This is a genomic window from Ruegeria sp. CDSC079 (assembly GCF_059610505.1).
Map to the genome: position 1 here is coordinate 329,596 of NZ_JBXWNT010000004.1, position 23,773 is coordinate 353,368.

General features: G+C 57.7%; 25 protein-coding genes. 14 read left to right on the plus strand and 11 right to left on the minus strand.

What is annotated here, in order from left to right; all coding sequences use genetic code 11:
• Positions 1-23: 23 nt before the first annotated feature.
• A complete protein-coding gene (locus AC2FIC_RS09735) occupies positions 24-428 on the plus strand; it encodes a DUF1499 domain-containing protein (protein WP_185956634.1) in 405 nt (134 codons plus the stop codon).
• Here the strand turns inward: AC2FIC_RS09735 and AC2FIC_RS09740 are convergent.
• On the minus strand, positions 369-656 hold the full coding sequence (locus tag AC2FIC_RS09740) for a hypothetical protein (protein ID WP_142633397.1): 288 nt from the start codon (positions 654-656) through the stop codon (positions 369-371). The genes AC2FIC_RS09735 and AC2FIC_RS09740 overlap by 60 nt on opposite strands.
• Before the next feature lie 63 nt (positions 657-719).
• Between AC2FIC_RS09740 and prfA the strand changes: the two genes are divergently transcribed.
• The 3 genes from prfA to AC2FIC_RS09755 all read left to right on the plus strand — a co-directional run bounded on the left by prfA (position 720) and on the right by AC2FIC_RS09755 (position 3,430).
• On the plus strand, positions 720-1,775 hold the full coding sequence (gene prfA / locus AC2FIC_RS09745; RefSeq protein WP_496691121.1) for a peptide chain release factor 1: 1,056 nt from the start codon (positions 720-722) through the stop codon (positions 1,773-1,775).
• Positions 1,772-2,617, plus strand: coding sequence for a peptide chain release factor N(5)-glutamine methyltransferase (gene prmC, locus AC2FIC_RS09750; RefSeq protein ID WP_496675942.1), 846 nt, complete (start codon positions 1,772-1,774; stop codon positions 2,615-2,617). Before prfA ends, prmC begins: the two co-directional genes overlap by 4 nt.
• 237 nt (positions 2,618-2,854) lie before the next feature.
• On the plus strand, positions 2,855-3,430 hold the full coding sequence (locus AC2FIC_RS09755) for a DUF4167 domain-containing protein (protein WP_496691122.1): 576 nt from the start codon (positions 2,855-2,857) through the stop codon (positions 3,428-3,430).
• A gap of 58 nt (positions 3,431-3,488) precedes the next feature.
• On the opposite strand, the gene rsmA is transcribed toward AC2FIC_RS09755, so the two are convergent.
• The 5 genes from rsmA to lptG form a co-directional block, all read right to left on the minus strand.
• Positions 3,489-4,331: a 16S rRNA (adenine(1518)-N(6)/adenine(1519)-N(6))-dimethyltransferase RsmA gene (rsmA, locus tag AC2FIC_RS09760; RefSeq protein WP_271947438.1), complete on the minus strand. Its 843-nt coding sequence runs from the start codon at positions 4,329-4,331 to the stop codon at positions 3,489-3,491.
• A gap of 84 nt (positions 4,332-4,415) precedes the next feature.
• The gene (gene pdxA, locus AC2FIC_RS09765; protein ID WP_496691123.1) at positions 4,416-5,378 is read right to left on the minus strand and encodes a 4-hydroxythreonine-4-phosphate dehydrogenase PdxA; all 963 of its coding nucleotides are present in this window, start codon (positions 5,376-5,378) and stop codon (positions 4,416-4,418) included.
• Complete coding sequence (locus AC2FIC_RS09770) at positions 5,375-6,628, minus strand: peptidylprolyl isomerase (RefSeq protein WP_281971985.1); 1,254 nt, start codon at positions 6,626-6,628, stop codon at positions 5,375-5,377. The genes pdxA and AC2FIC_RS09770 overlap by 4 nt, the downstream gene beginning before the upstream one ends.
• The gene (locus AC2FIC_RS09775; protein WP_496691124.1) at positions 6,619-8,781 is read right to left on the minus strand and encodes an LPS-assembly protein LptD; all 2,163 of its coding nucleotides are present in this window, start codon (positions 8,779-8,781) and stop codon (positions 6,619-6,621) included. Before AC2FIC_RS09775 ends, AC2FIC_RS09770 begins: the two co-directional genes overlap by 10 nt.
• Positions 8,781-9,881: an LPS export ABC transporter permease LptG gene (gene lptG / locus AC2FIC_RS09780; protein ID WP_496691125.1), complete on the minus strand. Its 1,101-nt coding sequence runs from the start codon at positions 9,879-9,881 to the stop codon at positions 8,781-8,783. The genes AC2FIC_RS09775 and lptG overlap by 1 nt, the downstream gene beginning before the upstream one ends.
• A gap of 246 nt (positions 9,882-10,127) precedes the next feature.
• Here lptG and AC2FIC_RS09785 point away from each other — a divergent pair, with 246 nt between their 5' ends.
• Genes AC2FIC_RS09785 through AC2FIC_RS09795 form a run of 3 tightly spaced genes read left to right on the plus strand, consistent with a single transcriptional unit; the run spans position 10,128 to position 13,133 of the window.
• The gene (locus AC2FIC_RS09785) at positions 10,128-11,594 is read left to right on the plus strand and encodes a leucyl aminopeptidase (RefSeq protein WP_496691126.1); all 1,467 of its coding nucleotides are present in this window, start codon (positions 10,128-10,130) and stop codon (positions 11,592-11,594) included.
• Between the two features lie 4 nt (positions 11,595-11,598).
• Positions 11,599-12,057 carry a DNA polymerase III subunit chi gene (locus tag AC2FIC_RS09790; protein ID WP_496691127.1) on the plus strand — a complete coding sequence of 153 codons (459 nt, stop codon included), beginning with the start codon at positions 11,599-11,601 and terminating at the stop codon, positions 12,055-12,057.
• A gap of 29 nt (positions 12,058-12,086) precedes the next feature.
• Complete coding sequence (locus tag AC2FIC_RS09795) at positions 12,087-13,133, plus strand: aldo/keto reductase (protein ID WP_496691128.1); 1,047 nt, start codon at positions 12,087-12,089, stop codon at positions 13,131-13,133.
• 69 nt (positions 13,134-13,202) lie between these two features.
• Here the strand turns inward: AC2FIC_RS09795 and AC2FIC_RS09800 are convergent, their stop codons facing one another.
• The gene (locus AC2FIC_RS09800; RefSeq protein WP_496691129.1) at positions 13,203-14,189 is read right to left on the minus strand and encodes a GlxA family transcriptional regulator; all 987 of its coding nucleotides are present in this window, start codon (positions 14,187-14,189) and stop codon (positions 13,203-13,205) included.
• Between the two features lie 131 nt (positions 14,190-14,320).
• Here AC2FIC_RS09800 and bcoG point away from each other — a divergent pair, with 131 nt between their 5' ends.
• The 4 genes from bcoG to AC2FIC_RS09820 are packed head-to-tail and all read left to right on the plus strand — an operon-like array spanning position 14,321 to position 18,018.
• Complete coding sequence (bcoG, locus tag AC2FIC_RS09805) at positions 14,321-15,235, plus strand: 3-dehydrocarnitine:acetyl-CoA trimethylamine transferase BcoG (RefSeq protein ID WP_496691130.1); 915 nt, start codon at positions 14,321-14,323, stop codon at positions 15,233-15,235.
• A 7-nt stretch (positions 15,236-15,242) separates the two neighbouring features.
• Positions 15,243-15,797, plus strand: coding sequence for a lipocalin/fatty acid-binding family protein (locus AC2FIC_RS09810; RefSeq protein WP_281994519.1), 555 nt, complete (start codon positions 15,243-15,245; stop codon positions 15,795-15,797).
• On the plus strand, positions 15,797-17,263 hold the full coding sequence (locus tag AC2FIC_RS09815; RefSeq protein ID WP_496691131.1) for a carnitine 3-dehydrogenase: 1,467 nt from the start codon (positions 15,797-15,799) through the stop codon (positions 17,261-17,263). Before AC2FIC_RS09810 ends, AC2FIC_RS09815 begins: the two co-directional genes overlap by 1 nt.
• Entirely contained in the window at positions 17,260-18,018 is a 759-nt protein-coding gene (locus AC2FIC_RS09820; RefSeq protein ID WP_496691132.1) for an SDR family oxidoreductase, read from the plus strand. The genes AC2FIC_RS09815 and AC2FIC_RS09820 overlap by 4 nt, the downstream gene beginning before the upstream one ends.
• A 1-nt stretch (position 18,019) precedes the next feature.
• Here the strand turns inward: AC2FIC_RS09820 and AC2FIC_RS09825 are convergent, their stop codons facing one another.
• A complete protein-coding gene (locus AC2FIC_RS09825; protein ID WP_142633436.1) occupies positions 18,020-18,202 on the minus strand; it encodes a hypothetical protein in 183 nt (60 codons plus the stop codon).
• Between the two features lie 79 nt (positions 18,203-18,281).
• Complete coding sequence (locus tag AC2FIC_RS09830) at positions 18,282-19,151, minus strand: helix-turn-helix domain-containing protein (RefSeq protein ID WP_496691133.1); 870 nt, start codon at positions 19,149-19,151, stop codon at positions 18,282-18,284.
• 107 nt (positions 19,152-19,258) lie between these two features.
• Here AC2FIC_RS09830 and AC2FIC_RS09835 point away from each other — a divergent pair, with 107 nt between their 5' ends.
• Genes AC2FIC_RS09835 through AC2FIC_RS09845 form a run of 3 tightly spaced genes read left to right on the plus strand, consistent with a single transcriptional unit; the run spans position 19,259 to position 21,263 of the window.
• Positions 19,259-19,462, plus strand: coding sequence for a DUF2061 domain-containing protein (locus AC2FIC_RS09835; protein WP_142635106.1), 204 nt, complete (start codon positions 19,259-19,261; stop codon positions 19,460-19,462).
• Positions 19,455-20,339, plus strand: coding sequence for a fatty acid desaturase (locus AC2FIC_RS09840; RefSeq protein WP_496691134.1), 885 nt, complete (start codon positions 19,455-19,457; stop codon positions 20,337-20,339). Before AC2FIC_RS09835 ends, AC2FIC_RS09840 begins: the two co-directional genes overlap by 8 nt.
• Before the next feature lie 21 nt (positions 20,340-20,360).
• The gene (locus AC2FIC_RS09845; protein WP_142633442.1) at positions 20,361-21,263 is read left to right on the plus strand and encodes an EamA family transporter; all 903 of its coding nucleotides are present in this window, start codon (positions 20,361-20,363) and stop codon (positions 21,261-21,263) included.
• Here AC2FIC_RS09845 and AC2FIC_RS09850 read toward each other — a convergent pair.
• Entirely contained in the window at positions 21,260-22,633 is a 1,374-nt protein-coding gene (locus AC2FIC_RS09850; RefSeq protein ID WP_496691135.1) for a DEAD/DEAH box helicase, read from the minus strand. The genes AC2FIC_RS09845 and AC2FIC_RS09850 overlap by 4 nt on opposite strands.
• Positions 22,634-22,817: 184 nt before the next feature.
• Complete coding sequence (locus AC2FIC_RS09855; protein ID WP_496691136.1) at positions 22,818-23,759, minus strand: glycosyltransferase family 2 protein; 942 nt, start codon at positions 23,757-23,759, stop codon at positions 22,818-22,820.
• Positions 23,760-23,773 lie beyond the last annotated feature (14 nt).

Sequence of the window (23,773 nt, forward strand, 5' to 3'; positions counted from 1 at the left end):
CGCAATCTAACAGAGTGGAAAAGATGAAAATGGCGCTGTGGCTGATTGCTGGTCTGATTGTCCTTGTGGGGGCGTATATACGGCTTGCGCCATCTGATCCCGCCATTTGGCACAATACCCCCGTCGGCGACGCGAACAGGGACCTCCGTGGTGGCGTCGTGCGAGTACTTGAAACGGGGCCGGACGGGTTGGCGCAGTTGAACGAAATCGCAATGGCCTCACCACGTACAAAGGTTCTGGCCGGGTCAGTTGATGACGGGATGGTCACCTATATCACCCGTACCAAAGTGATAGGTTTTCCAGATTACACAACCGCCCAGCAGAACGGCGATACACTGCGCATCTATGGCAGGTTGCGCTTTGGACGCTCAGATTTTGGGGTAAACCGAAACCGCGTTGATGGCTGGCTCGCGCGGATGCAACCCTGAGGACAAGCATCCTTCCTGTACCTCGCGCCACATCGGAACGTTCAGTGACATCTGACATTGTGCAGTGAAAATGCGACCGTCGACCTGCAGGCAGATCATCTCGCCCAATTCAACGCGTGACCCGGATTTGTCAGTGCAATAGCAGTCCTGTACCTTGCCGCCGGGACCGACGACATCGGCCATCACGGGCGTCGCAAAAAGCGATAGAACCAGAACCAACCGTCTCATGCGGGGCAGCTTAGCATACGGACAGCCCTTGACCATAGCCCCGGATTAAGAGACACCGCCCGGATGATCCCCGAAGAACGCCTTGAACAGATAACTCAGCGATTCCAATACCTCGAAGCAGCCATGGCAGATGGTGCTTTGGGCGGCGATATTGCTGTGCTGGCCAAGGAATATTCGGATCTCAAGCCGGTGGTCGATCAGATCATGGCATGGCGCCAGCTGGTCGCTGACCTTGCCGAGGCCGAGGCGATGCTGGCCGATCCCGATATGAGGGAGCTGGCCGAAGAGGAAATCCCCAACCTGCAGGCCCAAATCCCCGGTGCCGAAAACGCCCTGCAACTGGCCTTGTTGCCTAGGGATGCCGCTGATGCGCGTCCGGCCATGTTGGAAATCCGCCCTGGAACCGGCGGTGATGAGGCCGCGCTTTTTGCGGGCGATCTGCTGCGCATGTATCAGCGGTATTCCGAAGCGCGCGGCTGGAAATTCGAGATCCTCGAAGAGCAGGCGTCGGATCTGGGCGGCATCAAAGAGGTGGTTGCCCATATTAAGGGCGACAACGTCTTTGCCCGTTTGAAATACGAATCCGGTGTTCACCGGGTGCAGCGGGTGCCAGAAACCGAAAGTGGCGGGCGCATTCATACATCGGCAGCGACCGTGGCGGTTCTGCCCGAGGCCGAGGATGTCGATATTCAGATCGACGCCAATGATATCCGTATCGACACGATGCGCAGCTCAGGTGCGGGTGGGCAGCACGTGAACACCACCGATTCGGCCGTGCGGATTACACACTTGCCCACCGGGCTTGTGGTGACCAGCTCCGAGAAATCTCAACACCGCAATCGCGAGATCGCGATGCAGGTTCTGAAGACTCGACTCTATGATCAGGAGCGTCAGCGGATTGACAGCGAACGCTCGGCAGATCGGGCGAACCAGGTCGGGTCTGGCGACCGGTCGGAACGGATCAGGACCTATAATTTTCCGCAAGGCCGCATGACGGACCACAGGATCAATCTGACGCTGTACAAGTTGGATCAGGTGATGCAGGGCGATCTGGATGAGGTAATCGACGCATTGACCGCGGATGATCAGGCGCGTCTCCTGGCCGAGATGGCGCAATGACCGGCGGCCAGACAGCGGCTCAGGCCATGGTGGCCGCTACGGCAAGATTGCGTGCGGCTGGTGTGGCTGATCCGGCGCGGGATGCGCGGGTTCTACTCGCCCACGCCGCCCGGATCGAAGCAAGTCGCGTGACACTGATTACACCCGAAGAGCTTTTACCGGATATTGCTGAGCGATACGAGCAACTGATCTCGCTTCGGGCCATTCGTGTGCCCGTTTCTCATCTGTTGGGGGAACGTGAGTTTTACGGCCGTCGGTTCAAAGTTAGCCGGGACGTGCTGGATCCACGCCCGGAAACAGAGGTTCTGATCGAGGCCGCGCTGAGCGAACCCTTTGACTATGTCCTCGATCTGGGGGTTGGATCGGGGTGCATCCTGATCACATTGCTGTCCGAACGCACCAGTGCATCGGGTATTGGTGTGGATCTGAGTGAGGCGGCCTGCCTACAGGCCAGTGCAAATGCCGTGCAACACGATGTTCAGAACCGGATCGAAATTAAGCAATCCGATTGGTTTGGAGACATTGAAGCTAAATTTGACCTGATTGTTTCAAACCCGCCCTATATTTCCCTTCCGGAAATGGACACCCTGGCACCTGAAGTGCGGGACCATGAGCCGCGGATGGCATTGACAGACGAAGGTGACGGCTTGGGGGCCTACCGCAGGATTGCTGCCGCCGCCCCGGATTTTCTATTGCCCCATGGTCGGTTACTTGTCGAAATCGGACCCGAGCAAGGGCAAAGCGTCGCATCTTTGTTCGACGCAGCAGGATTGACAGACGTACGGATCATTCCCGATCTGGATGGTCGCGACCGCGTCGTTTTCGCCAGAATGCCTTCATGACGGAACGTTCTGAGGCCGAAATGCGCCGATTGATATAAAAAAGGTACAAAAATTGGGACAAACCTCTTGTCTGCACGCTCTGGACGTGTTTACTCAGGTGTAGTCAGAGAGGTTGACGCTGTTACAGCGGGCCCCTGACGCCAAGCCCAAAAAAGCCGACATCGTGTCATAGCTAAGCCCTTGAGCAGTGCAAGACGCGAACTGATCGGCAGCGAACGACAAGGCTGACTAAAGTAGATGAGATCTTCCAAATCCCGCTCTCGGGCAAAGAATAACCGCAATCGTCCTTCTGGCGGCAACGTCGTAAACCGAGTTTTCGACAGTTCGGGCCCAGAGGGCAAAGTGCGTGGCACGCCGCAACAGATTATTGATAAATATAATCAGCTTGCACGCGATGCTCAGTTGTCTAACGACCGTGTAGCTGCCGAAAACTTTCAGCAGCACGCCGAACATTACCTGCGTTTGCTTAGCGAAGCTCAGCGTGAAATGGATGCACGCCGTGAGGAGCAAGAGCGTCAGAATCGCGAACGCCAGGCTGAACGAGATCGTGAGCGTGCCGAGCGTCAGGAACGCGAAACCGTCCGCCAGTCGGATCCCGCTGAGGCACCTCAACCTGATGTGATGGGGTTTGCCGCTGACGCAGCTGCTCCGGAATCCGGGCTTGTAGAAACGCCTGAAAGCAAAAGCCCTGAAGAGGCCGAGAAAAAAGAAAAACCGGCCCGTCGGCCTCGGGCGCGCAAGCCCAAAGCCGCACCTGCTGCGACTGAGGACGCGCCCTCTGGCAACGGTGATACGCCTGAAGCGGCAGAGTAAATCAGCCAGTATAGAAAAGAAAAACCCTGCGGTCTGTTAGGCCGCAGGGTTTTTTGTTTCAGGATCTTTTGACTTCGCGGGCCAATGCGCAGAACGCTTCTAAAGGCACTTGTTCCGCACGTTCAGTGGGTTTGATCCCGGCGGTTATCAGGCGGTCTTCGATATCGGGTGCGACGCCTTTCAGTGAAGCCCGCAGCATCTTGCGGCGCTGATTAAAAGCGGCGGCGACCACGCGGGACAGTGTGGCAGGGTCAGCCGGATATCGTGGTTGCGGCAGGGCGGTTAGGTGGACCACAGCGCTTGATACCTTGGGGGGCGGGGTGAACGCGCCGGGTGGCAGTGACATGGCGATGCGCGCGTCGGCCCGCCATTGGGCAAGGATGGCCAAGCGGCCATAAGCTTTTCCGCCGGGCTGGGCGACGATCCGTTCCGCCACTTCGCGCTGAAACATCAGGGTCAGGCTTTGCCAGAACGGAGGCCATTGCGGCGGGGTCAGCCAGCGGACCAGCAACTCGGTGCCGACATTGTAGGGCAGGTTCGCCGCCACACGGATCGGAGGGGTCAGATGCGTAAGCGGATCAATCTCAAGCGCGTCACCGTTGATGACCTCAAGCCTACCGGGATAGGCGGCGGCGATGTCATTCAGGGCAGCGATACAGCGTGTGTCTTTTTCAACCGCGACAACCTTGCGCGCACCTTCTGAAAGTAGCCCACGGGTCAGCCCGCCGGGGCCGGGGCCGATTTCCAGAACATCGCATTCCGCAAGATCTCCGGCCTGCCGCGCGATCTTGGCGGTCAGGTTCAGATCCAGCAAAAAGTTCTGGCCCAGCGACTTGCGAGCCGAGAGTTGATGCGAGGCGATAACCTCGCGCAGAGGAGGAAGGTTGTCGATAGTGCTCATGATCCGATCACCGTGGCGCGGTTTGATAGGAGAGTGCCAGAGAATTTTTACCTCTGGCCGGGATATTTTCAGCCTGCTGAAGGATCAAGAGCTTTGTGCCATCTGCTGGGCAAGTTTCAGCGCTTCGATCAGGCTGGTGGGGTTTGCAAGGCCTTGTCCCGCAATGTCCAATGCAGTCCCGTGATCGGGTGAGGTTCGGATAAATGGAAGGCCTAGGGTAACGTTCACACCGAGATCGAAATCCAGCGTCTTGATCGGAATCAGAGCCTGATCGTGATACATGGCGATGGCGGCGTCATAGCGCGCGCGCGCTGCGGCGTGGAACAATGTATCCGCAGGGTGCGGGCCGGTTACGGTATACTCTTTGCGGGGCAGCTCCGCGATCAGCGGTGCAATCCAGTCCAGTTCTTCTTGTCCCATCTTGCCGCCTTCACCGGCATGCGGGTTGAGGCCCGCGACGGCTATCCGCGGGGTGGCAATACCGAACTGTGATTGTAATCCCTGAGCTGTGATTTCGATGGTTTCCCGCAAAAGCTCGGGCGTAAGCTCGCAAGGAACGCGTGAGAGCGGGATGTGGATGGTTGCTGGTACAACGCGCAGTTGGTCACTGGCCAGCATCATCACAACACGTTGGGACCCAGCCAAGGCGCCCAGAAATTCCGTATGGCCGGGGAATGAGAAACCTGCTCCGTCGATAAGTGCTTTCTTGTGGATCGGCGCGGTACATAGCGCCGATGCAGAACCGGACTGAACCAGCGCTACGCCGGTTTCAATGGCAGTGACAACTGATCTGGCGTTGGCTGGATTAGGGTGCCCAGGCCGGTTGGGGGCTGGAAAGTCCATTTGCAGTACGGGCAGGGCAGAGCCACAGATCTCGACCGCCTGAGAGGCGTCGCTGATCTGTACCGACGGTGTCTCGGGCGGCAAATGCGCGGCATCTCCAATATAGAAGAAAGGGCAGGTGGTTCTAAGGCTGGTCCAGGCTTTTGCGGCGATCTCGGGCCCAATTCCGGCCGGATCGCCGCAGCTGAGCGCGATTGGCTTCATTGTTCAACAATAGTTGCGTCGGCACGCATTTGCCCCAACAGGCTTTCTGCAAGTGTTTGCAGCCTTTGCTGGGTCAGAGCATTGGCGACATCTGCACGCGTTGTCTCTTCGCCAAGGTTGCGGGTACGTGTGCACAACATCACAAAAGCCAGTGTTTGGCCGTTGTTGCGGGTCAGCGTGGTTGAAACTTCGTTCAGGTCCAGTTTGGCCAGTTCCAACGCGATATCGCGCGGGATTTCCGACGGTTTGCTGACATTCCGCTCTAAGACTTCGGCTGGCTTGTTTTGCACGATACCGTACAGATCATCGCAAGTGTCTATTTCTTCTTTCAGCTTTTCGGCTGCGGCCAGTGTTTCCGCACTACGACCACCTGGCATGTAATAGACAGCATAGTCGATCTCGGAATAGGTGGGCGTACTCGCAGCGGTCTCACGCAAACCGCGCATCTGAAACAGTGCCACGGCATTGGGCAGCGGAATGGGCTGGGTGACGTCACCATTTTTGAGCCCGATGATGACCGGCTGCAGCGCCGGGGGCAGATCAGTCAAGTTCAACCAGTCAAGGCGCCCCCCATTGGTGCGAGTTCCGGCCGCCGAGTACTGTGTTGCGGCGGTTGAAAAGGAATCATAGCCCTCGATCAAGGCGATCTCTTCGGCCAGCAGTTGAACCTGTGGCAGGTTTTGTTGGTTCACAGGAATAATGATTTCCGAAAGAAGGACTTGCAGGCCGCCACTTCCAGATTGTCCAAGTGCGCGATTGATCTCGTCTTCCGATGGTCTCGCCTGCGACAGAAAACGCGCGCTGACGAATTCACGCCAGGAAATCTGATCCTTGATGAAATCCCGAACCGTCTCACGGTCAACACCGGCATCCGCCAGAAGCTGCAGGAATTCGTCGCTCGAAAGCTGACCGCGGGCTGCAAATTGGTCAATTCCAACCTGAACGTCTTCGGGGGCGACCACGATTCCAGCGTCGCGCATCGCCTGTTTGCGCAGGCGGTCGTCTATCAGAGCTTTGCGCACGTCTTCCTCGGTTGCGCCGGGAACACCCAGAATCGAGAGGAATTGCAGGCGCTGTTCCAGCTCATACCAGGTCACGATGTCTTGATTGACCTTTATGGCAGGCGAGAACAGGTTCTGTGCCACTGCCTTTACAGGTGCTATGGCAATCGAAACTGCAACCAGTGCCGGAGCAACCAGCCCGATATGGCTGGAACGAAAGAAACGTGAAAAACCTGTTATCAACTGCATCTTCTCTTGTACTGTTTGCCGCCACCTTCGACAGAATATCCTGTCAGAGCTACGGTAAAGCCGAATTCGGTCGAAGGCTCAATACTTGATGACGAGGTATAGCGCCTGCTGACCGACATGTTAACCTGAACACACTCGTTCCGGTACGTGATACCCAACCCATATCTGATCGGTTCAGATTCGCTCAGGTCATACCGCGCCTGAGCACGGGTTTGCCAGTTCTGATCGATGTCGTACCGCCCGCGCAACCAGATCTCAGAAATCTCATCGTCGACATTTTCTGCGGGATCTGGTTCTTGCCAGACATAGCTTCCGCTGAGAGCCGTTGTTTCCTTTTGCCATGCTGCACGCAGCTCGGCCTTGGCAAAGCTGAAATCTCCGTTCACCAAACCTCGCCCGGCCAGAGACCACCCATTGGGCGTTTCAAGTTGTCCGGCGATCAACACATCGGACGATGTGCCCTGAAGGCCCGAAGTAAGGTTAAAGTCGGGATCAGCATCCGCACGAAAGACCTGACCGATCGTGGCACGCGCTTGCCAGCCCCTGGAGCCATAACGCGCCCAATTCACCCCAACAACGCCGCTGACCCCATCTTCGCGCCTGTCCTCGGCAGGGAATCGGGACAGGGATAACAGGTTACCCTGGTCAAACTCCTGAAACGTACTTTCGTCGATAGGAACATCATTGTCGGAGACATGCGTCCACCCGATCTGCGCGATGGGTTCCAGCAACTGGGTTGCGCCCGACGCCTCGCGGCGGGTCATTGGCAGGCGCAGCGTCAGTGCGGCGCGCGGGGTCGTGCGGGTCACCTGATCGGGATAGGCGCTGTCGTGGCGGATATTGAACGTATCGATTGACGCGCCTACTTGGGCATCTGCACGCAGCCCCCAGCCCAGTATCCAGCTGCGCAGCCATTCGGTATCGAAGGTCGCTCGGGCAACATCGCGCCCGATAACGTCCTCATTGCTCGTTCTTTCATGGGCATGGCCGATGAAAGCCATCCGCACCTCTCCTCCGACAGCTGCCGGGAAGAAGCGTTTGCGATAGTTCAGGTCGAAGATGCGAGAAGGAATCTGATCCTGATCCTCGCTATCTCGCAAGGTTTTATAGTGGTTTAGGCTGGTCCGGAAAGCGGTATCGCGCTTGATCCTTTCCAGGGCAATTTCGCTGCGCAGACGGTCAAAGTCGGGCAGGCCGTAATCAGCCAGATAGGAATCGTCGGACGTGGTTCGAATGTTGAAGGTCAGGCGATAGTCGTCCGGCAGATCAAACCAGCCGTTGGTAAAGAAATATCCGCGCGCCTCATCCCGTTGAAGGTCATCGCGAGTATGCGCGCCTTCGATTTTGATCCGTCCGTTCTTAAAGGCCTGACGATAGCGATAGCCCAGAGTTCTGGTCTTACCGGAAAGGTAAGGTGTCAGCGTGAGGTCCTTGTGATCTCCAAGCTTGAAGAAATAGGGAACCTTTATGCCTGTGCCCAACTGCGAGGTGGTGCGGACCGATGGGACCAGAAAACCAGTCGCCCGGTCCAGCGTTGGGTCAGGGAGACGCAGGTAAGGGAAATAGAAGACCGGCACATCCAGCACCCGGAATTGCGCACCTTCGAAATAGAGCTGTCGTTCCAACTGATCATGGGTCACCTTGCGGGCACGGATTTGCCAGAGCGGTGGCCGCCCATCCGTGCAGACATGGCAAGACGTCGCCGAGACTTTGCTGAACTGGGTGTATCTGCCACCAGCACGTGTCGCCTGCACCGAGGCAATTTGCACCTGTTGGTCGAACACCATTCGGGCGCCGATCAAAAGGCCGTTGAGCAAACCCCGGTCAAGTTCTGCGGAATCCGCCAGAACTGTCGTTCGATTGCCCTGATCAATCCGGATCGGTCCTTCCAGTGTAAGCTCACCGCTTTCGCGGTCGTACAAAATCCGGCTGGCCGTCATTTTGACGTCACCCTGAAACGCTTCGACATTGCCTTCTGCGATCAGCACACGCTCTGGGGTAATGAAAATCTTGTCGGCGACAAGCAGGGCTGGTGGCTCTTGCTGGGACGCGTTCGTCGTTTGATCCTGTTCCGGCAAAGTCTGGGCCATGACATCCGAAGGCAAAGACAATGCAACCGCACCCGAGAGCAATAGCAGAGCAAATTTGCGCATCAGCCATCCTCCGCATGCAACAGCAGGCCAAGAGAAAGAAGGATGGCCGCAAATGGCGGGGCCCAGGCTGCAACGAAGATAGGCAACTGACCGTTTTCTCCCAATATTTGCGCGAAATTACGGACGAAATAGATGGCGAAGCCCAGCAACACGGCCGTCAGCACCGCTATTCCGGTGCCGCCGAACCGGACATGTCGCATGGTAAAGGCCGCGCCAATCAAGACCATTGCGACCAGAAACAGAGGCCTCGCCAACTGGACCTGAAACCAGACCTCGTACTGCTTTGTCGAAAATCCGGCTTCGCGCAGGTCTCGGATCAACTGGGGCAAATCGTAGACAGACATCGAATCCTGTTTGCCCAACCTGTCCAGAATGCGCTGACGCGTCAGGGTGGTCGGAATCTCCAGACGATCATGCTCTTTCGAGCCAGCTTCGGGATTGATGCCGTTCATAAGCGGCCAGATCTTGGCATCCTGTAAAACCCAATAACCGTCTTCCAACTCGGCCTGTTTGGCAGAGATTTGGCGTGTCGGCTGACCAATCGCGTCGAATGTTATTATGGTGACGTCCTTCAACAGCAAGGTGTCGCCGTTTGACGTTCTGCGCGCGTGGACAACCGATTGACCCTCTTCTGTAGCTTGCCGTAACCACAAACCCTCACTGCTGATCGAAAGAGCTGAGCTGGTGCGGTTACGGTAGGAATCGGAAAGCCGTTGGAATTCTTCGGAAGTTGCGGCAGCAAACGGATTAAGCACCGCAACTGCCAAGGCTCCGATCAACAGGGCCAGAGTTACAGGTGCAAGCAGGACGCGAATTCCAGACCGCCCGATCGAGCGCGTCACCACCAATTCCGAGCTGCGCGCCAATCCGATGAACAACGCAATCGTGGACAGGATGATCAGCAGGGGCAGCATTTCACCGATGGCGGCGGGCGTATTCAATAGGGTCAGATACAAAAGCCGGCCAAATGACAGATCGACCTCATCAAAGCGCCGTACCTGTTCAATCAGATCGATCAGAATCATCAGCGTCAAAAAGATACAGCCAATGACCAGAAAGCTCTGGGTGAACCGGCGGGCAAAATATCGATCCAGGATCACCGATGCGCCCTCGGCATCACTGCGTTGCCTGCAGCGGGGGCCTTGAAGTCAAGAGAATCAGCGGTACATGCGCCAGCGCGCAACGGCCTATGCCTGCCCCGATTTGCCAATTCGCCCTCCCGCTCTCCGACCCTGCCGGAACTTTTTCCGCGACTGTAATGCAAATGCCCGGCGGGGAAAACTGCTATCTGGTCAATGCGGTCGCCGCGGGCTAGGTCTTGGGAAACAGATTTTCAGGAGTTCCCAATGAGCAGTCTTGTTCCAATTCAGTTTAAGGCTTTTGACGTGGACGTGATGGCGCAGACCAAAGGGCGCGTCGTGATTATTGTCTCGGATGAAGGCAAGATGAACCCAGCCGCACGCCGCGCCAACCGTCTGACCCGGGGCGCAGTCGCGCGACTTGTCGAAAGCGACCGGTTCGAAAAGGTGAAATCCGGCGATGTAGTCTCTCTTGCCTGGCCAGGCGGAATGGCCGCTGAAGCGCTTGATATACTCGTGCTGTCGCGCCGTGCCGATGCTGCAGAGGCACGCAAGGCCGGGGCGAAGCTGGCCAAATTGTCTGATCACCAGCCCTTGTTGGTCATGGCCGGAAATCAAGCCCGGACCGAAGAACTGGCATTGGGAATCGTTTTGCGCAGCTATGATTTCGATGCCCATAAAACCCGAGATTCGGATGAAGCCGGATCAGTAACAATCAGTCATCAGAAACATGATGAGGTCGAAGCCGCATTCGCACCGCTGTATGCAATTGCCGATGGCGTTCGGATGACACGGGACCTGACCAATGAACCCGCCAATGTGCTGACAACGACCGAATTCGCGGATCGTTTGTCCGAAATGAAGGCGCTTGGCCTGGACGTCGAAGTGCTCGACGAAGACAAGCTGGCCGAATTGGGTATGCGCACCTTGTTAAGCGTCGGGCAGGGTTCGGTCAGCCCGTCCAAGGTTGTGGTGATGCAGTGGAATGGAGGCGACAAGGATGATGCGCCGCTGGCGCTGGTGGGTAAGGGCGTCGTGTTTGACACCGGCGGCATTTCCTTGAAACCCGCTGCAGGCATGGAAGACATGACTATGGACATGGGTGGGGCAGGTGTGGTCGCCGGCACCATGCGGGCGCTGGCCAAGCGCAAGGCCAAAGCCAATGTCGTGGGCCTTGTCGGGCTAGTGGAAAACATGCCTTCGGGCAATGCCACGCGCCCCGGCGATGTCGTCAAGTCGATGAAGGGCGACACGGTCGAGGTCATCAATACCGACGCCGAGGGCCGTTTGGTCCTGTGTGATGTGATGTGGTACGCGCAAGAGCGGTTTGCCCCCGTGGGCATGATCGACCTGGCAACATTGACCGGCGCGATCATCATTGGGCTTGGGCATGAGAATGCCGGTGTCTTTTCGAACAATGACACGTTCTGCAACGCCTTCCTAAAGGCTGCCGGGGCCGAGGATGAGGGCGCATGGCGGATGCCGCTGGGCAAAGCCTATGACGAGCAGCTGAAATCGCGCATCGCCGATATGAAGAATGTCGGTGGACGACCTGCCGGGTCCATCACTGCTGCGCAGTTCCTGCAGCGGTTCGTGAAGGACGAAACCCCCTGGATCCATCTGGACATTGCTGGGGTGGCTTCGATTGCAACCGAGACATCCTATGCGCCCAAAGGGGCCACCGGTTGGGGTGTCCGCACACTGAGCCGGTTCGTGCAGGACAATTTCGAATAATCCAATGGGCGCCGTTTATTTCTATCACCTGACCCGCCAACCGCTGGAAAACACCTTGCCCGTGTTGCTGGACAAGGCGCGGCAGGCCGGGTGGAAGATAGCTGTGCGGGGAACTGATCCCGCACGGATGGATTGGTTGGACGAAAAGCTGTGGCAGGGCTCCGAGGAAGGGTTCCTGCCACATGGCCGCACCGGGGGGGCGCATGACAGGGACCAGCCCATATTGCTGACGACAGGGGCCGAGGCCACAAATGATCCGGCTTGCGTGATGGCTGTTGATGGTGCCTCGGTTGAACCCGAGGAAGTGAACGCGCTGGAACGCGTGTGCATCCTGTTCGATGGGAATGATGATCAGGCTCTCCAACATGCCCGCGGGCAATGGAAAACACTGACCGGGGCGGGCTGTTCGGCGCAATATTGGTCCGAGGAATCGGGCCGGTGGGAAAAAAAGGCCGAGGCATAGGGCCTCCGCAGATTTCAGGAGAATGAGCGATGGAAACGAAGCCCCTGGGCCGGACTGGAATCATGGTGACAGACCTGTGTCTGGGTACGATGACATTTGGTACGCAGACATCCGAGACCGACGCGCATACTCAGATGGACATGGCACTTGATGGGGGCATTAATTTCGTCGATGCCGCCGAGATGTATCCGGTGAATCCCATCTCGAAAGAGACGGTGGGCCGGACCGAAGAAATTCTGGGCAACTGGAACGCCGCCAACCCGTCACGGCGTGGTGATTATGTTCTGGCAACCAAGCATTCTGGGGCAGGGTTCGCACATGCGCGCGATGGCGCACCGATTTCACCGCAGACAATCCCCGAGGCGGTCGAAGGTTCCTTGCGCCGCCTGCAAACGGATTGCATCGACCTTTATCAGTTTCACTGGCCGAACCGCGGCAGCTATATGTTCCGGCAAAACTGGACCTATGCGCCTTCAGGGCACAATACCGATGAGGTTCTGGACAATATGCACGAGTGCCTTGTTGCCCTGAAGGAACAGGTCAACAAAGGAAATATCCGAGCGTTTGGCCTTTCGAACGAAAGCGCTTGGGGCACCGCTCAGTGGTTGCAGATCGCCGAAGCCACCGGCACGCCCCGCGTGGCATCGGTTCAGAATGAGTATTCTTTGATGTGCCGGCATTTCGACACCGATATGGCCGAGCTGAGCGCGCATGAGGATGTGGGGCTGATGGCCTTTTCACCGCTTGCCGCCGGATTTTTGACCGGGAAATACCAAAACGGCATGGTGCCCGAGGGTTCGCGGATGTCATTGGTGCCTGAGGTGGGAGGACGTCATCGCAGACGGGCATTTGAGGCGGTTGCGGCCTATCTAGAGATCGCTGACCGCCACGATCTGGACCCGGTCCATATGGCGCTGGCCTGGTGCCGGACGCGGCCCTTCATGATGTCGGCCATTTTCGGCGCGACAACGGTGGCGCAGCTTGGGCATATTCTCGACGGTAAGGAACTTCGCCTTTCTGGGGAAATTCTGACTGAAATCACCGAAGCGCATCGCGCGCATCCTATGCCGTTTTAGGGGCGCTGCCCTCGTCTCCGCAGGCGGAGCCTCCACCGAGGTATTTTCAGCCAGATGAAGCGGATCCGATTAGTGATGTGTGGGTTGTGTCCTGTCTTGCCTCATGTCCCGGGCCGAAAGGCCGTGCGCTGTGCGAAAGGCGCGGGCAAAGCTGGATTGCGAGGCGAAACCCGTCGCCAGAGCCACATCCATCAGTGACATATCGGTGTCCGTCACCAATCTGCGCGCCTCGGCCAGTCGTAGCTGCAGGTAATGGTCCTGTGGCGTGGTGTTCAGGCGCAGGCGGAATTGCTGTTGCAGGGTGCGTGAACTGGTGCCCAGGGTTTCGGCGATATCTGCCAATGGCATAGGGTCGTCCAGTGCGGATTGCATCAGCGTATTGGCTTTGGCGGTCAAAGCTGTGTGGCGGTGCGGCGCACCGGTGCGGCTTTGTGGTTTTGTGGGATCAGGCGCACCGTCATAGAGGAACAGACCCGAGACGCGGGCGGCAAATCCGGCGCCATGGCGGGCGGCGATGATATGCAGCATCATCTCGACTGCTGGGATTGCCCCGCCCGAGGTCAGGCGGCCTTCAGAAACGGTAAACCGGTCAGGGCGCACGTCCACTTCGGGGAAGCGGGCAGAGAAATTCTCCAAATCTTCCCAATGGGTGGTGGCGGCGTGGCCGTTCAGCAGGCCTGCCTCGGCCAGCAGCCAGGGACCGCCATCAATACCTGCCATTGTGGCGCCGGTCTTGGCGATGCGGCGTAGGCCGGCCAGCAGGCTGGGTGTGGCATGGCGGGCCAGTTGGAACCCGGCAACGACAATCATCAGATCGCAGGATTGCAGCCGGGCCAAAGGTACACCCGGAACCGAAAGCGCACTGGTCAGCATGGCCGGTTCAGCGGTGGCTGTCACATAATCCCAGTCAAAGGCCGGACGATCCGCCAACCGGTTGGCGGCGCGCATTGGATCAACGGCCGACGCAAAGCTGAGCGTGTTGCATTCGTCCAGCACCAGCACAGCCGTTTTCAGGGCACGATGTTCGGGCTGCAATATGTTTTTTGCGGATTTCATCAAGTTCGATTCGCATTCTGACAAGTGTTTGACCAAAGCTGCGCCAAACTCAGGGGCGAAAGCAAATCGGAATCCGTGGAGAAGCCTGGGGAAAACTCAGGGTTAACCGGGTATAAGCTGGGGAGAACGCCATGCCTTTGGCAATGAACCGCGAAGTCTTCATTACGTGCGCCGTCACAGGATCGGGTGGGACGCAGGATCGCAGCCCGCATGTGCCGCGTTCGCCAAAGCAGATCGCCGACAGCGCGATAGCTGCAGCCAAGGCAGGGGCGGCGGTAGTGCATTGCCATGTGCGCGACCCTGAGACCGGAGCGCCTTCGCGTGATCTGGCACTGTATCGTGAGGTCACAGATCGCATTCGCGATGCCGAGGTCGACGCCGTGCTGAACCTGACTGCTGGCATGGGTGGCGACATGGTGTTTGGCGGTATCGAAAACCCGCTGCCGCTGGCCGAGGCGGGAACTGATTTGGTTGGCGCGACCGAGCGTGTGGCCCATGTGGCCGAATGCCTGCCGGAAATCTGCACCCTCGACTGCGGCACCATGAATTTTGCCGAGGCCGATTATGTGATGACCAACACGCCGGGTGCGTTGCGCGCGATGGGCCAGATGATGACCGATCTGGGGGTAAAGCCCGAGATTGAGGCCTTTGATACCGGTCATCTGTGGTTCGCCAAGCAGTTGGTGAAAGAGGGCGTTCTGGAACCGAACGCTCTGGTTCAGCTGTGCATGGGCGTTCCATGGGGTGCGCCGGATGATCTGAACACCTTCATGGCGATGGTGAACAACGTGCCGGATGACTGGACCTTCAGCGCGTTCTCATTGGGCCGGAATGAGATGGCCTATGTGGCCGCTGCGGTTCTGGCGGGCGGCAACGTGCGCGTCGGGCTGGAGGACAACCTGTGGCTGGACAAAGGCGTGCTGGCCGAGAATTGGCAACTGGTAGAACGCGCGGGTAGCATCATCGAGAATATGGGTGCACGGGTGATCGGGCCGCAGGAGGTCCGCGAGAAGCTTGGGTTGGTGAAGCGGGCGCCGAAAAGCTAGGCGGGCCATGTTCCGCCGAGTTATTTCATGGGTAGTCGGATGTTTGCTCGTTGGATTGGTTCCAGCGTGTGGCTTGGTCGGAAATGAAGGCTTTCGAGCGCGTCAATTTGCTATTCAACCTGTCGAAGCGGTGAATTGGTCGATCTTTGACGAGCCGTATTTCGAAGTGGCTGCGTTCAGACGCAAAAGCAAGAACACGCAACGGCTTTTTGTGAGGCTTGAGGGACAGCCATACCCTAGCTATCAATTGCGTGACCCGGACCGGACTGAATGTTTTGGGTACATCGCAGGAGCAAGTGATTGCTTTGAAAACCACCTGAGCGTGCCTACCCGGCGATCCGAGTCTGCACTTGAATATGACATCACTGCCGCAAGCCCCACAAAGTTTCACATCATCTACGTGGGTGACGGGGAGCAGATGGTTGTATTGGCCCGCCCAGATAGGTCGTTTGCAGTTGTACTGAGCAGAGATTTAACGATCACACAAAATCAACTGACGATTGCGCGTGACGTACTGAGCGAAAATGGGTTTGACCCTCAAGAGTTGAAAGTAGTGAAGTGATGACAAAAACAGCAGCAATCATTGGCGGCGGAGTTATCGGCGGCGGATGGGCCGCGCGGTTCCTGCTGAACGGTTGGAACGTTCGGGTATTCGACCCGGACCCGGAAGCCGAGCGTAAGATCGGAGAAGTTTTGGACAATGCGCGCCGCTCGCTACCGGGGCTGAGCGACGTCCCGTTGCCGCCTGAAGGTGCGTTGTCATTCCATGATGATATAGTCGATGTGGTACAGGGTGCCGAGTGGATTCAGGAAAGTGTGCCGGAACGGCTGGACCTGAAGCTGAAAGTTTACAAGGGCTTGCAAGAGGCTTGTGATCCGGGTGCGATCATCGGCTCCTCGACTAGTGGGTTCAAGCCGTCTGAATTGCAGGACGGCGCGCTGCGCCCCGAACAGATCGTGGTGACGCATCCGTTCAACCCGGTATACCTTCTGCCGCTGATCGAATTGGTGCCAACTGGCGCGAATCCGCCCGAGATGATCGAACGGGCGCAAGACCTCCTGAAATCGGTCGGATTCTTCCCGCTGCACGTGAAGAAAGAGATCGACGCGCATATCGCCGATCGGTTCCTTGAGGCCGTCTGGCGCGAGGCGCTGTGGCTGGTCAAGGACGGCGTCGCCACGACCGAGGAAATCGACGAGGCGATCCGTATGGGGTTTGGCATCCGCTGGGGGCAGATGGGTCTGTTCGAAACCTATCGTGTCGCCGGCGGCGAGGCTGGGATGCGGCATTTTATGGCGCAGTTCGGCCCGGCACTGAAATGGCCCTGGACCAAGCTGATGGATGTGCCCGAATTCACTGACGAGCTTGTGGATCTGATTGCGGATCAGTCGGATGCGCAATCAGGCATGCATTCGATCCGCGAGCTGGAGCGTATCCGCGACAACAACCTCGTGGGGATGATGCGCGCGCTCAAGGCGCAGAACTGGGGCGCGGGGGCGGTGCTGAACCAGCATGATGCTCTGCTGAAACCGGGTGCGCTGCCATCATTGGAGCAAGCGGATCTGAGCCAACCGATCCTGACTCTGTCCCGTGCCGTGCCTTTGGATTGGACCGATTACAACGGTCATATGAACGAAGCTAAATACCTTGAGGCCTTCGCCGCCGCCACCGACCGGTTCATGGAGATCATCGGCTGCGATATGGAATATATCTCGTCCGGGGGCAGCTATTTCACCGCGGAAAACCACATTCGTTACATGAATGAGGTCCATGCGGGCGCAAAGATCGAGGTGCGCACCCAGATGCTGTTGGGGCAGGGCAAGAAACTGCACGTGTTCCACAGCATGTATAGCGATGAGACGCTGCTGGCGACCGGGGAGAGCTTTTTGCTGCATGTCAGCCTGGAAACACGCCGCCCCAGCCCGCCATCGCCCAGCATTGAGGCCGCTATGGCCCGCATCGCCGAAGCGCAGGCCGGATTGCCTTATCCCGAAGGGGCCGGGGTTGCGATCAGGAAACCCTCATGACCTGCCGGGTGTTGGTGACGGCTGGCGCTTCGGGTGTTGGTCGGGCTATGGCAGAGGCGTTTGATGCGGCCGGGTATGATGTCTGGATCACAGATATTGATCGGGCGGCGCTAGATGGCGTGCCGGGTCATTGGACAGCCCACCATGCTGACGTGGCGGACGAGGGCGATATGCGCGCCGTCTTCGCCGCGATTTCAGATGTGGGTGGTCTGGATTCGCTCTGCGCCAATGCGGGGATTGCCGGGCCGACCAGCGCAATCGAGGATATTGACCTCAAGGACTGGCGGGGGTGCGTTGCGGTCAATCTGGAGGGGGCGTTTCTGGCGGCCAAATACGCCGCGCCGCTGATGAAATCCGCCCGGGCGGGCAGCATCATCCTGACCTCATCCACTGCGGGGCAATATGGCTATCCCTTTCGTGCACCCTATGCCGCGGCCAAATGGGCGGTGATCGGATTGATGAAAACACTGGCGATGGAGCTTGGCCCTCACGGCGTCCGCGCCAATGCGATTTGTCCCGGCGCGGTGGAGGGCCCAAGGATGGAAGGCGTTCTGGCACGCGAGGCGGCGACCAAGGGCATGAGCCGGGACGAGGTCTATCAGGGCTATGCCTCGGGCACGTCCATGGGTCGTTTCGTCGAAGCGCAGGACATCGCCAATATGGCTGTTTTTCTGGCCTCTGGCGCGGCGCGGTTGGTGTCGGGTCAGGTGATCGCGGTGGATGGTCACACGGTCAATCCCGACCCGAAACTGTAACCTAGCCCTGGTTGGGGCCTCGGATCTGGCGGATGGTCTGACGAACGGCTTGCCAATCGCGGGCTTGCTGAGCGTTTCCGGCAGCCTCGCATTCGCGCATTTTCATTGCGGCTTCTGCCTCGGCCTGGTCACCGTGCGCCGTGTATAAAGCCCGTGCATATTGGGCTGTTTTTAGTGCGTCCATTCCTGTGGTCCTCCGTCTGTGGTCGGAATGCCCGAAAGTTCGCGCCCGGCGACGATACCACAGGTTGTACGGGGATGCATCATATGTCGCGGGAAATCGCTGCTCTGAGCTGTTGCAGGTGCTCTGGAAAGTCCCGCGCGGTCACGACCGCCTCGCGAACCAGAGTGTCGAAATGGCGGCTGAAAATTTCAATCCGGTCGCGATCGCGAAAGGCCATGTAATGGCTTCCTGCGTAAAACACGCAAAGAAGGGGACCGAAAATCGTTACGGGAGCCGAATACAGCCGTTTGGCATCGAACAGGTAGATACGCAGCCGTGGGTAGAGCTGTTCACACAACTCCAAAAGGTGGTCAATCTGATCCAGCCGCTTGCGAAGGCTAAGGCCTTGATAATAGCCGGTTGCATGCGCAAAGCTGTCGATTTCGTACATCGGCATTGCGATCTCATAATCGGACTGGGCGCTGCGCATCCAGGTCAGTCGATCTTCGGACGCACCTATGGCCTGATCTGCCGTGCGCCCCAGATGCGGTGCGTATTCCCATTCCAGAACGGTGCGGGTCTTGAGCATGTCGGGCAAGGTCGCAGGAACATATCTGATTTTGTAACCCGCTGCCTCTTGGTGCCACTCGAATATGCGCTCATCTACCAGGGCGCGGGGGGCCTCAGTCATGCTCAGCGACAAAGCCAGCAACTCGGCCGCGCTTTCCGGCCGGTCAGACAGGCTCAGCAACCAGTCCGCCGAAACACCCAATGCCGTCGCGCAGCTTCCGACAACATGGGCATTCGGCAACCGTGCCCCGTGATCGGTCAACAGTTGCGATACGGTTGAGCGGTCAACACCGATCTGGCGCGCGAAGGCGCTTCGGCTGATTTGGCGTTCTTCCATTGCGCGGGCCAGGCGCAAACGGAATTGAGCGGCGCGGTCGCGTTTGTCGATTTTATCCTGCATGTGGTGATAAATATCACGTTTGATGAGTTTTGTTAATCATATTCAGAATGTTCAACCTAAGCGGCGGGCCGTATTTCTTAAGCCATAACAATATTATGGGTGACGGAATGGAAACACGACGCAGATCGGTCGTGAAGGCGGTTTTGTGGAACGTGATGGGCCTGATCATCATGTCGGTGGTTGGGCTGGTTGCGACAGGGTCCGCCGCGATTGGCGGAACTCTGGCCGTAGTAAACACGGCGATCGGGCTGACACTCTATGTGGTTTATGAGAGGGTCTGGGCGGGCATTTCGTGGGGGCGCAATGTCTGAGCGCCCGGGTCCGGAATGGGGCACTTTCACGCTGATGCTGGCCTGTTATGCTGCCTGGTTGGCCGTGATCTTCTTCCTGCCCATCTGGTTAGCGGTTCCAGTGATGGGCGCGGTGGCCGCGTTACATTCATCATTGACGCATGAAGCACTGCACGGGCATCCTTTTCGCGCCAGATGGCTGAACGAGGCGCTGATGGCGCTGCCCTTGACCTTATTCATCCCATATCAGCGGTTCCGAGACCTACATCTGGCCCATCATCGGGATGCAACGCTGACCGATCCCTATGATGATCCTGAATCAAACTATCTGGACCCAAAAGTTTGGTCGGGGCTAGGCCATTGGCACAGGCGGTTGTTATCGGTGAACAATACTCTGCTGGGGCGGATCGTTTTGGGCCCTGCAATCGGACAGGTTGCCTTTGTCAGGGACGAGTTGCGAGGGGCCGCGCGTGGCGAATGGGACATATTGCGCGCATGGGCTTTGCATATGGCGGGCGTGGTTGCGGTTATCTGGATCGTGACCTTGTCGCCCATGCCGGTCGGGGTCTATGTCCTGTCCGCGTATTTGGGGCTTGGCCTTGTCAAAATACGCACTTTTCTGGAACACCGTGCGCATGAAGATGTGGGGGCAAGAACCGTTATCATCGAAGATCGCGGGATACTGTCTTTTCTGTTTTTGAACAACAATTTACATGTAGTTCATCATCTGAACCCGCGTACCCCCTGGTATCAACTTCCGAAGATCTACCAGCAGGGTAAAGAGGGCTATCTGGCCACGAATAAGGCCTATGTATACCCTTCATATGCCGATGTTTTCCGGGCGTATTTCTGGAAGGTAAAAGACCCGGTGGCGCATCCGCTCTGGCCAAAGGGTTGATTTGCGGCCACAAAAGGCGGCATGAGCCTCTGGATACCTGTCACTATCGCCGCCGCAACGTTTCAGACGGTGCGGTTCATGCTGCAAAAATCGCTGAGCAGTGTAAAGCTGACGGCCGCCGGGGCGACATTTGCCCGGTTTGCCTATTCAATCCCGCTGGTTCTAATCGCTCTGATCGCGGCGCTGCAGTTGACGGGGTATTCCTTGCCGCCGCTGACCGCCCGGTTCTGGGTGTTTGCCACCATTGGAGGAACGGCTCAGATCCTTGCCACGATCTGTGTCGTCGCCTTGTTCAAACAGCGCAATTTTGCTGTCGGCATAACTTTTAAGAAAACCGAAGTAATCCAGACCGCCATCGTTGGTTTTCTGGTCCTGGGCGATCAGGTCTCGTTCTGGGCGCTTGGTGCGATCTTTCTGGGGCTGACGGCTGTGTTGCTGCTGTCGAAAAGTCCCGGAGGAGACGGGGCGTGGTGGCGACATCTGACGAACCGGGCCTCGCGGCTTGGCCTGGGATCAGGTGTGCTGTTTGCGTTTTCCTCGGTCAGTTATCGGGGTGCCTCGCTTGAATTGGGCGAAATTGATGCGTGGTTTCGGGCACTTGTGACGCTGGCAGTCGTTGTCTCGCTCCAGTTCGTCAGCATGGGCCTGTGGCTGTTGTGGCGAGACAGGGCCGAGCTGCGCGCCGTGTGGCAGACACGCCGAACGGGCGTATTTGTCGGACTGACCAGCCTGTGCGGATCGTTCTGCTGGTTCTTGGCATTCACCTTGCAAAACGCCGCCTACGTCAAGGCTCTGGGGCAGGTCGAGCTGATCCTCAGCTTGTTCGCGTCGATCTTGTTTTTCCGCGAAACCATCACCCGGCGCGAGATCGCCGGGATGACGTTATTGGGCGCATCAATTCTGGCGCTGGTTTTGTCTATTTAACCCGTGCGGCGTTCGTCGAAGCTGAGCGCGATAAAGCTGGGCAGGTGATCGCCCATTCCCACGACTGAAGGACCGTTGTCAGCGCGCCGTCCACGGCCTCTGACTTCTTTATCCTTCTTGCGATCTTCTCTTTTATCGTCGCGTTTGGGGGCCTCTGTTGGTCGGACCTCAGTTGGCCGGGCCTTTTTCTCGGGTTTTGGCCTCTCGGGTTTCGGCTCTTCCTTTACCGGATTGTCCAAGCGAGGAATTTCTTTTTGAATCAGCTTCTCGATCGCGGCCAGCGCTTTTTCATCGCGACCCGAACAGATAGTGATCGCTTTGCCTTCGCGTCCGGCGCGACCTGTACGACCGATCCGGTGCACATAATCCTCGGGGTGGCCGGGGACGTCGAAATTGATTACATGACTGACCGAGGGCACATCCAATCCGCGCGCGGCAACGTCCGAGGCGACAAGCAGACGTAGTGTTCCGTCACGGAAACCGTCCAGTGTTTTCGTCCGTTGTGACTGATCGAGATCGCCATGGATCGCGGCAGCATCATAGCCGTATTTCTTCAGCGATTTCGCACAGATATCCACATCGGTCTTACGATTGCAGAAGATGATCGCGTTGGTGCATTTTTCGCCCTCGGAGTCGATCAGCGAACGCAGGACCTGGCGCTTGGCGCTGGCCTCGCGGTCACGGCGACCACCTTTGAACATAACCACACTTTGCTCGATGGTTTCCGAGGCCGTCGCCTGACGGGCAACTTCGATCCGGGTTGGGGCCGACAGGAATGTATCGGTGATCCGCTCAATCTCGGGCGCCATGGTGGCTGAGAAGAACAGCGTTTGGCGTGTGAACGGCGTCAGCGAAAAAATGCGTTCGATATCGGGGATAAAGCCCATATCCAGCATTCGGTCGGCCTCATCCACCACCATGATCTGGACGCCGGTCAACAACAGTTTGCCGCGTTCGAAATGATCCAGCAGGCGACCTGGTGTGGCGATCAGAACGTCGACGCCACGGTCGATCAGCGCATCTTGTTCCTTAAAGCTGACGCCGCCGATCAACAGCGCTTTGGTCAGCTTTACATTTTTGGCATAGGTGTCGAAATTCTCGGCCACCTGCGCGGCCAGTTCCCGTGTCGGGCACAGCACCAGCGACCGCGGCATGCGCGCACGTGCGCGGCCACGGGCCAGCAACGTGATCATCGGTAGCGTGAAGCTGGCGGTTTTGCCTGTACCGGTCTGGGCGATACCCAGAACGTCCTTGCCCTCAAGCGCGGGTGGGATTGCGCCTTCCTGGATCGGTGTTGGCGTTTCGTATCCGGCTTCCTCAATGGCTTTGAGGACCTTCGGGTTCAGGTTCAGTTCGTTAAACTTTGTCATGTATGTCCGGTTGTTGCGGACACTAAAACCTGGCCCGCGCGTAAAGAATGTGCCGGGCCCGGATGGCCATGCGATGTTTTGTGCATTTCGGCTTGGCGGGACATAACAAAATCACGGGGCAGGGTCAAATGAAGTCACTTTTATGCTGCGACACCGGCTGACCATGCGGATTTATCGCAACAATTCAGGTACTTCCGGGGAAATGTTTCGCGACTTTTCCATCCAAATCCAGCGGACGGTGCTTAATCAGCCCAAACTTTTCTAGGCGGGTGCGAACTTCTTGGTCGGCGCCACTGATTTCATCATAGAAAGCCCGCAGGCCTTGAGCCCCATCTTCTTCTTCGATCCAGCTCAGCAATTCATTCATGTTCATCCCGCCTTGTTCGCGCGGAACATTGGGTGACATGCCTGGCTGATACGAGCCCTTTTCGAACCGGAACCGATAATGGGCTAGCCAATGATCCCAGTCAGGTGCATGACGGTGGCATAGATCAACCTGGGGCAGCTCGACCTTGGTCGGGAGGATTTCGCCATCCTGAAACAGATTGTGAATCCGGAAATTGATCTTAGGTAAGCCTTTGCGAACAAACAGTTTACCCTGAACATGGCTGAGGAATCCAGCAAGAACAAATCCGCCAAAATTCGGATATAGTGCCTGAACGATCCCATCACGGCCCTGACCAGCGGGGATATAGGCTTTGTACAGGTCTTCGGTTCCGCCTACGGGCTCGATCGGACGAACGCGCACCGCTGGGATATGTTGCGGAATCTCCGCTAATATCGCGCCAAGGTCGGATTGCGGCCAGAGGAACTCGTCCAGATCAATATGGGCGAGCCAGTCGACCTCAGCCTTTCTGTAAGTAAAGCTGGCATTTGCGGTTTGCCGGACCTGATGTTTGTCGGGCCTCTCGCGCTTTCGGTTCGACCAGTACCCCTCGTCGCAGTTGCGTATTTCGATCTGTGGGTGGCGGTTCAAGGCGTTGAACGCAGCCGGGCAGGGCTCGTCCAGATACAGATACATCCGGTCGGCCCCGAGATCGAGGTGATAGGCCGCAAACCGAAGTATGTCCGGGGCCGAGCCCCGGATCGTTGATACAATGCCCCAGCTTGGGACATTATCCGGCATATGAAGCTCGTGAC

Coding starts and splice junctions, on each gene's coding strand:
- AC2FIC_RS09820 (WP_496691132.1), top strand. CDS start 17,260: ATGACCTGCCGGGTGTTGGTGACGGCTGGCGCTTCGGGTGTTGGTCGG.
- AC2FIC_RS09815 (WP_496691131.1), top strand. CDS start 15,797: ATGACAAAAACAGCAGCAATCATTGGCGGCGGAGTTATCGGCGGCGGA.
- AC2FIC_RS09840 (WP_496691134.1), top strand. CDS start 19,455: ATGTCTGAGCGCCCGGGTCCGGAATGGGGCACTTTCACGCTGATGCTG.
- AC2FIC_RS09735 (WP_185956634.1), top strand. CDS start 24: ATGAAAATGGCGCTGTGGCTGATTGCTGGTCTGATTGTCCTTGTGGGG.
- AC2FIC_RS09825 (WP_142633436.1), bottom strand. CDS start 18,202: ATGGACGCACTAAAAACAGCCCAATATGCACGGGCTTTATACACGGCG.
- AC2FIC_RS09855 (WP_496691136.1), bottom strand. CDS start 23,759: ATGCCGGATAATGTCCCAAGCTGGGGCATTGTATCAACGATCCGGGGC.
- prfA (WP_496691121.1), top strand. CDS start 720: ATGATCCCCGAAGAACGCCTTGAACAGATAACTCAGCGATTCCAATAC.
- AC2FIC_RS09810 (WP_281994519.1), top strand. CDS start 15,243: ATGTTCCGCCGAGTTATTTCATGGGTAGTCGGATGTTTGCTCGTTGGA.
- AC2FIC_RS09830 (WP_496691133.1), bottom strand. CDS start 19,151: ATGCAGGATAAAATCGACAAACGCGACCGCGCCGCTCAATTCCGTTTG.
- prmC (WP_496675942.1), top strand. CDS start 1,772: ATGACCGGCGGCCAGACAGCGGCTCAGGCCATGGTGGCCGCTACGGCA.
- pdxA (WP_496691123.1), bottom strand. CDS start 5,378: ATGAAGCCAATCGCGCTCAGCTGCGGCGATCCGGCCGGAATTGGGCCC.
- AC2FIC_RS09800 (WP_496691129.1), bottom strand. CDS start 14,189: ATGAAATCCGCAAAAAACATATTGCAGCCCGAACATCGTGCCCTGAAA.
- AC2FIC_RS09770 (WP_281971985.1), bottom strand. CDS start 6,628: ATGCAGTTGATAACAGGTTTTTCACGTTTCTTTCGTTCCAGCCATATC.
- AC2FIC_RS09755 (WP_496691122.1), top strand. CDS start 2,855: ATGAGATCTTCCAAATCCCGCTCTCGGGCAAAGAATAACCGCAATCGT.
- AC2FIC_RS09835 (WP_142635106.1), top strand. CDS start 19,259: ATGGAAACACGACGCAGATCGGTCGTGAAGGCGGTTTTGTGGAACGTG.
- AC2FIC_RS09845 (WP_142633442.1), top strand. CDS start 20,361: ATGAGCCTCTGGATACCTGTCACTATCGCCGCCGCAACGTTTCAGACG.
- AC2FIC_RS09740 (WP_142633397.1), bottom strand. CDS start 656: ATGAGACGGTTGGTTCTGGTTCTATCGCTTTTTGCGACGCCCGTGATG.
- AC2FIC_RS09785 (WP_496691126.1), top strand. CDS start 10,128: ATGAGCAGTCTTGTTCCAATTCAGTTTAAGGCTTTTGACGTGGACGTG.
- AC2FIC_RS09850 (WP_496691135.1), bottom strand. CDS start 22,633: ATGACAAAGTTTAACGAACTGAACCTGAACCCGAAGGTCCTCAAAGCC.
- rsmA (WP_271947438.1), bottom strand. CDS start 4,331: ATGAGCACTATCGACAACCTTCCTCCTCTGCGCGAGGTTATCGCCTCG.
- AC2FIC_RS09795 (WP_496691128.1), top strand. CDS start 12,087: ATGGAAACGAAGCCCCTGGGCCGGACTGGAATCATGGTGACAGACCTG.
- AC2FIC_RS09790 (WP_496691127.1), top strand. CDS start 11,599: ATGGGCGCCGTTTATTTCTATCACCTGACCCGCCAACCGCTGGAAAAC.
- AC2FIC_RS09775 (WP_496691124.1), bottom strand. CDS start 8,781: ATGCGCAAATTTGCTCTGCTATTGCTCTCGGGTGCGGTTGCATTGTCT.
- bcoG (WP_496691130.1), top strand. CDS start 14,321: ATGCCTTTGGCAATGAACCGCGAAGTCTTCATTACGTGCGCCGTCACA.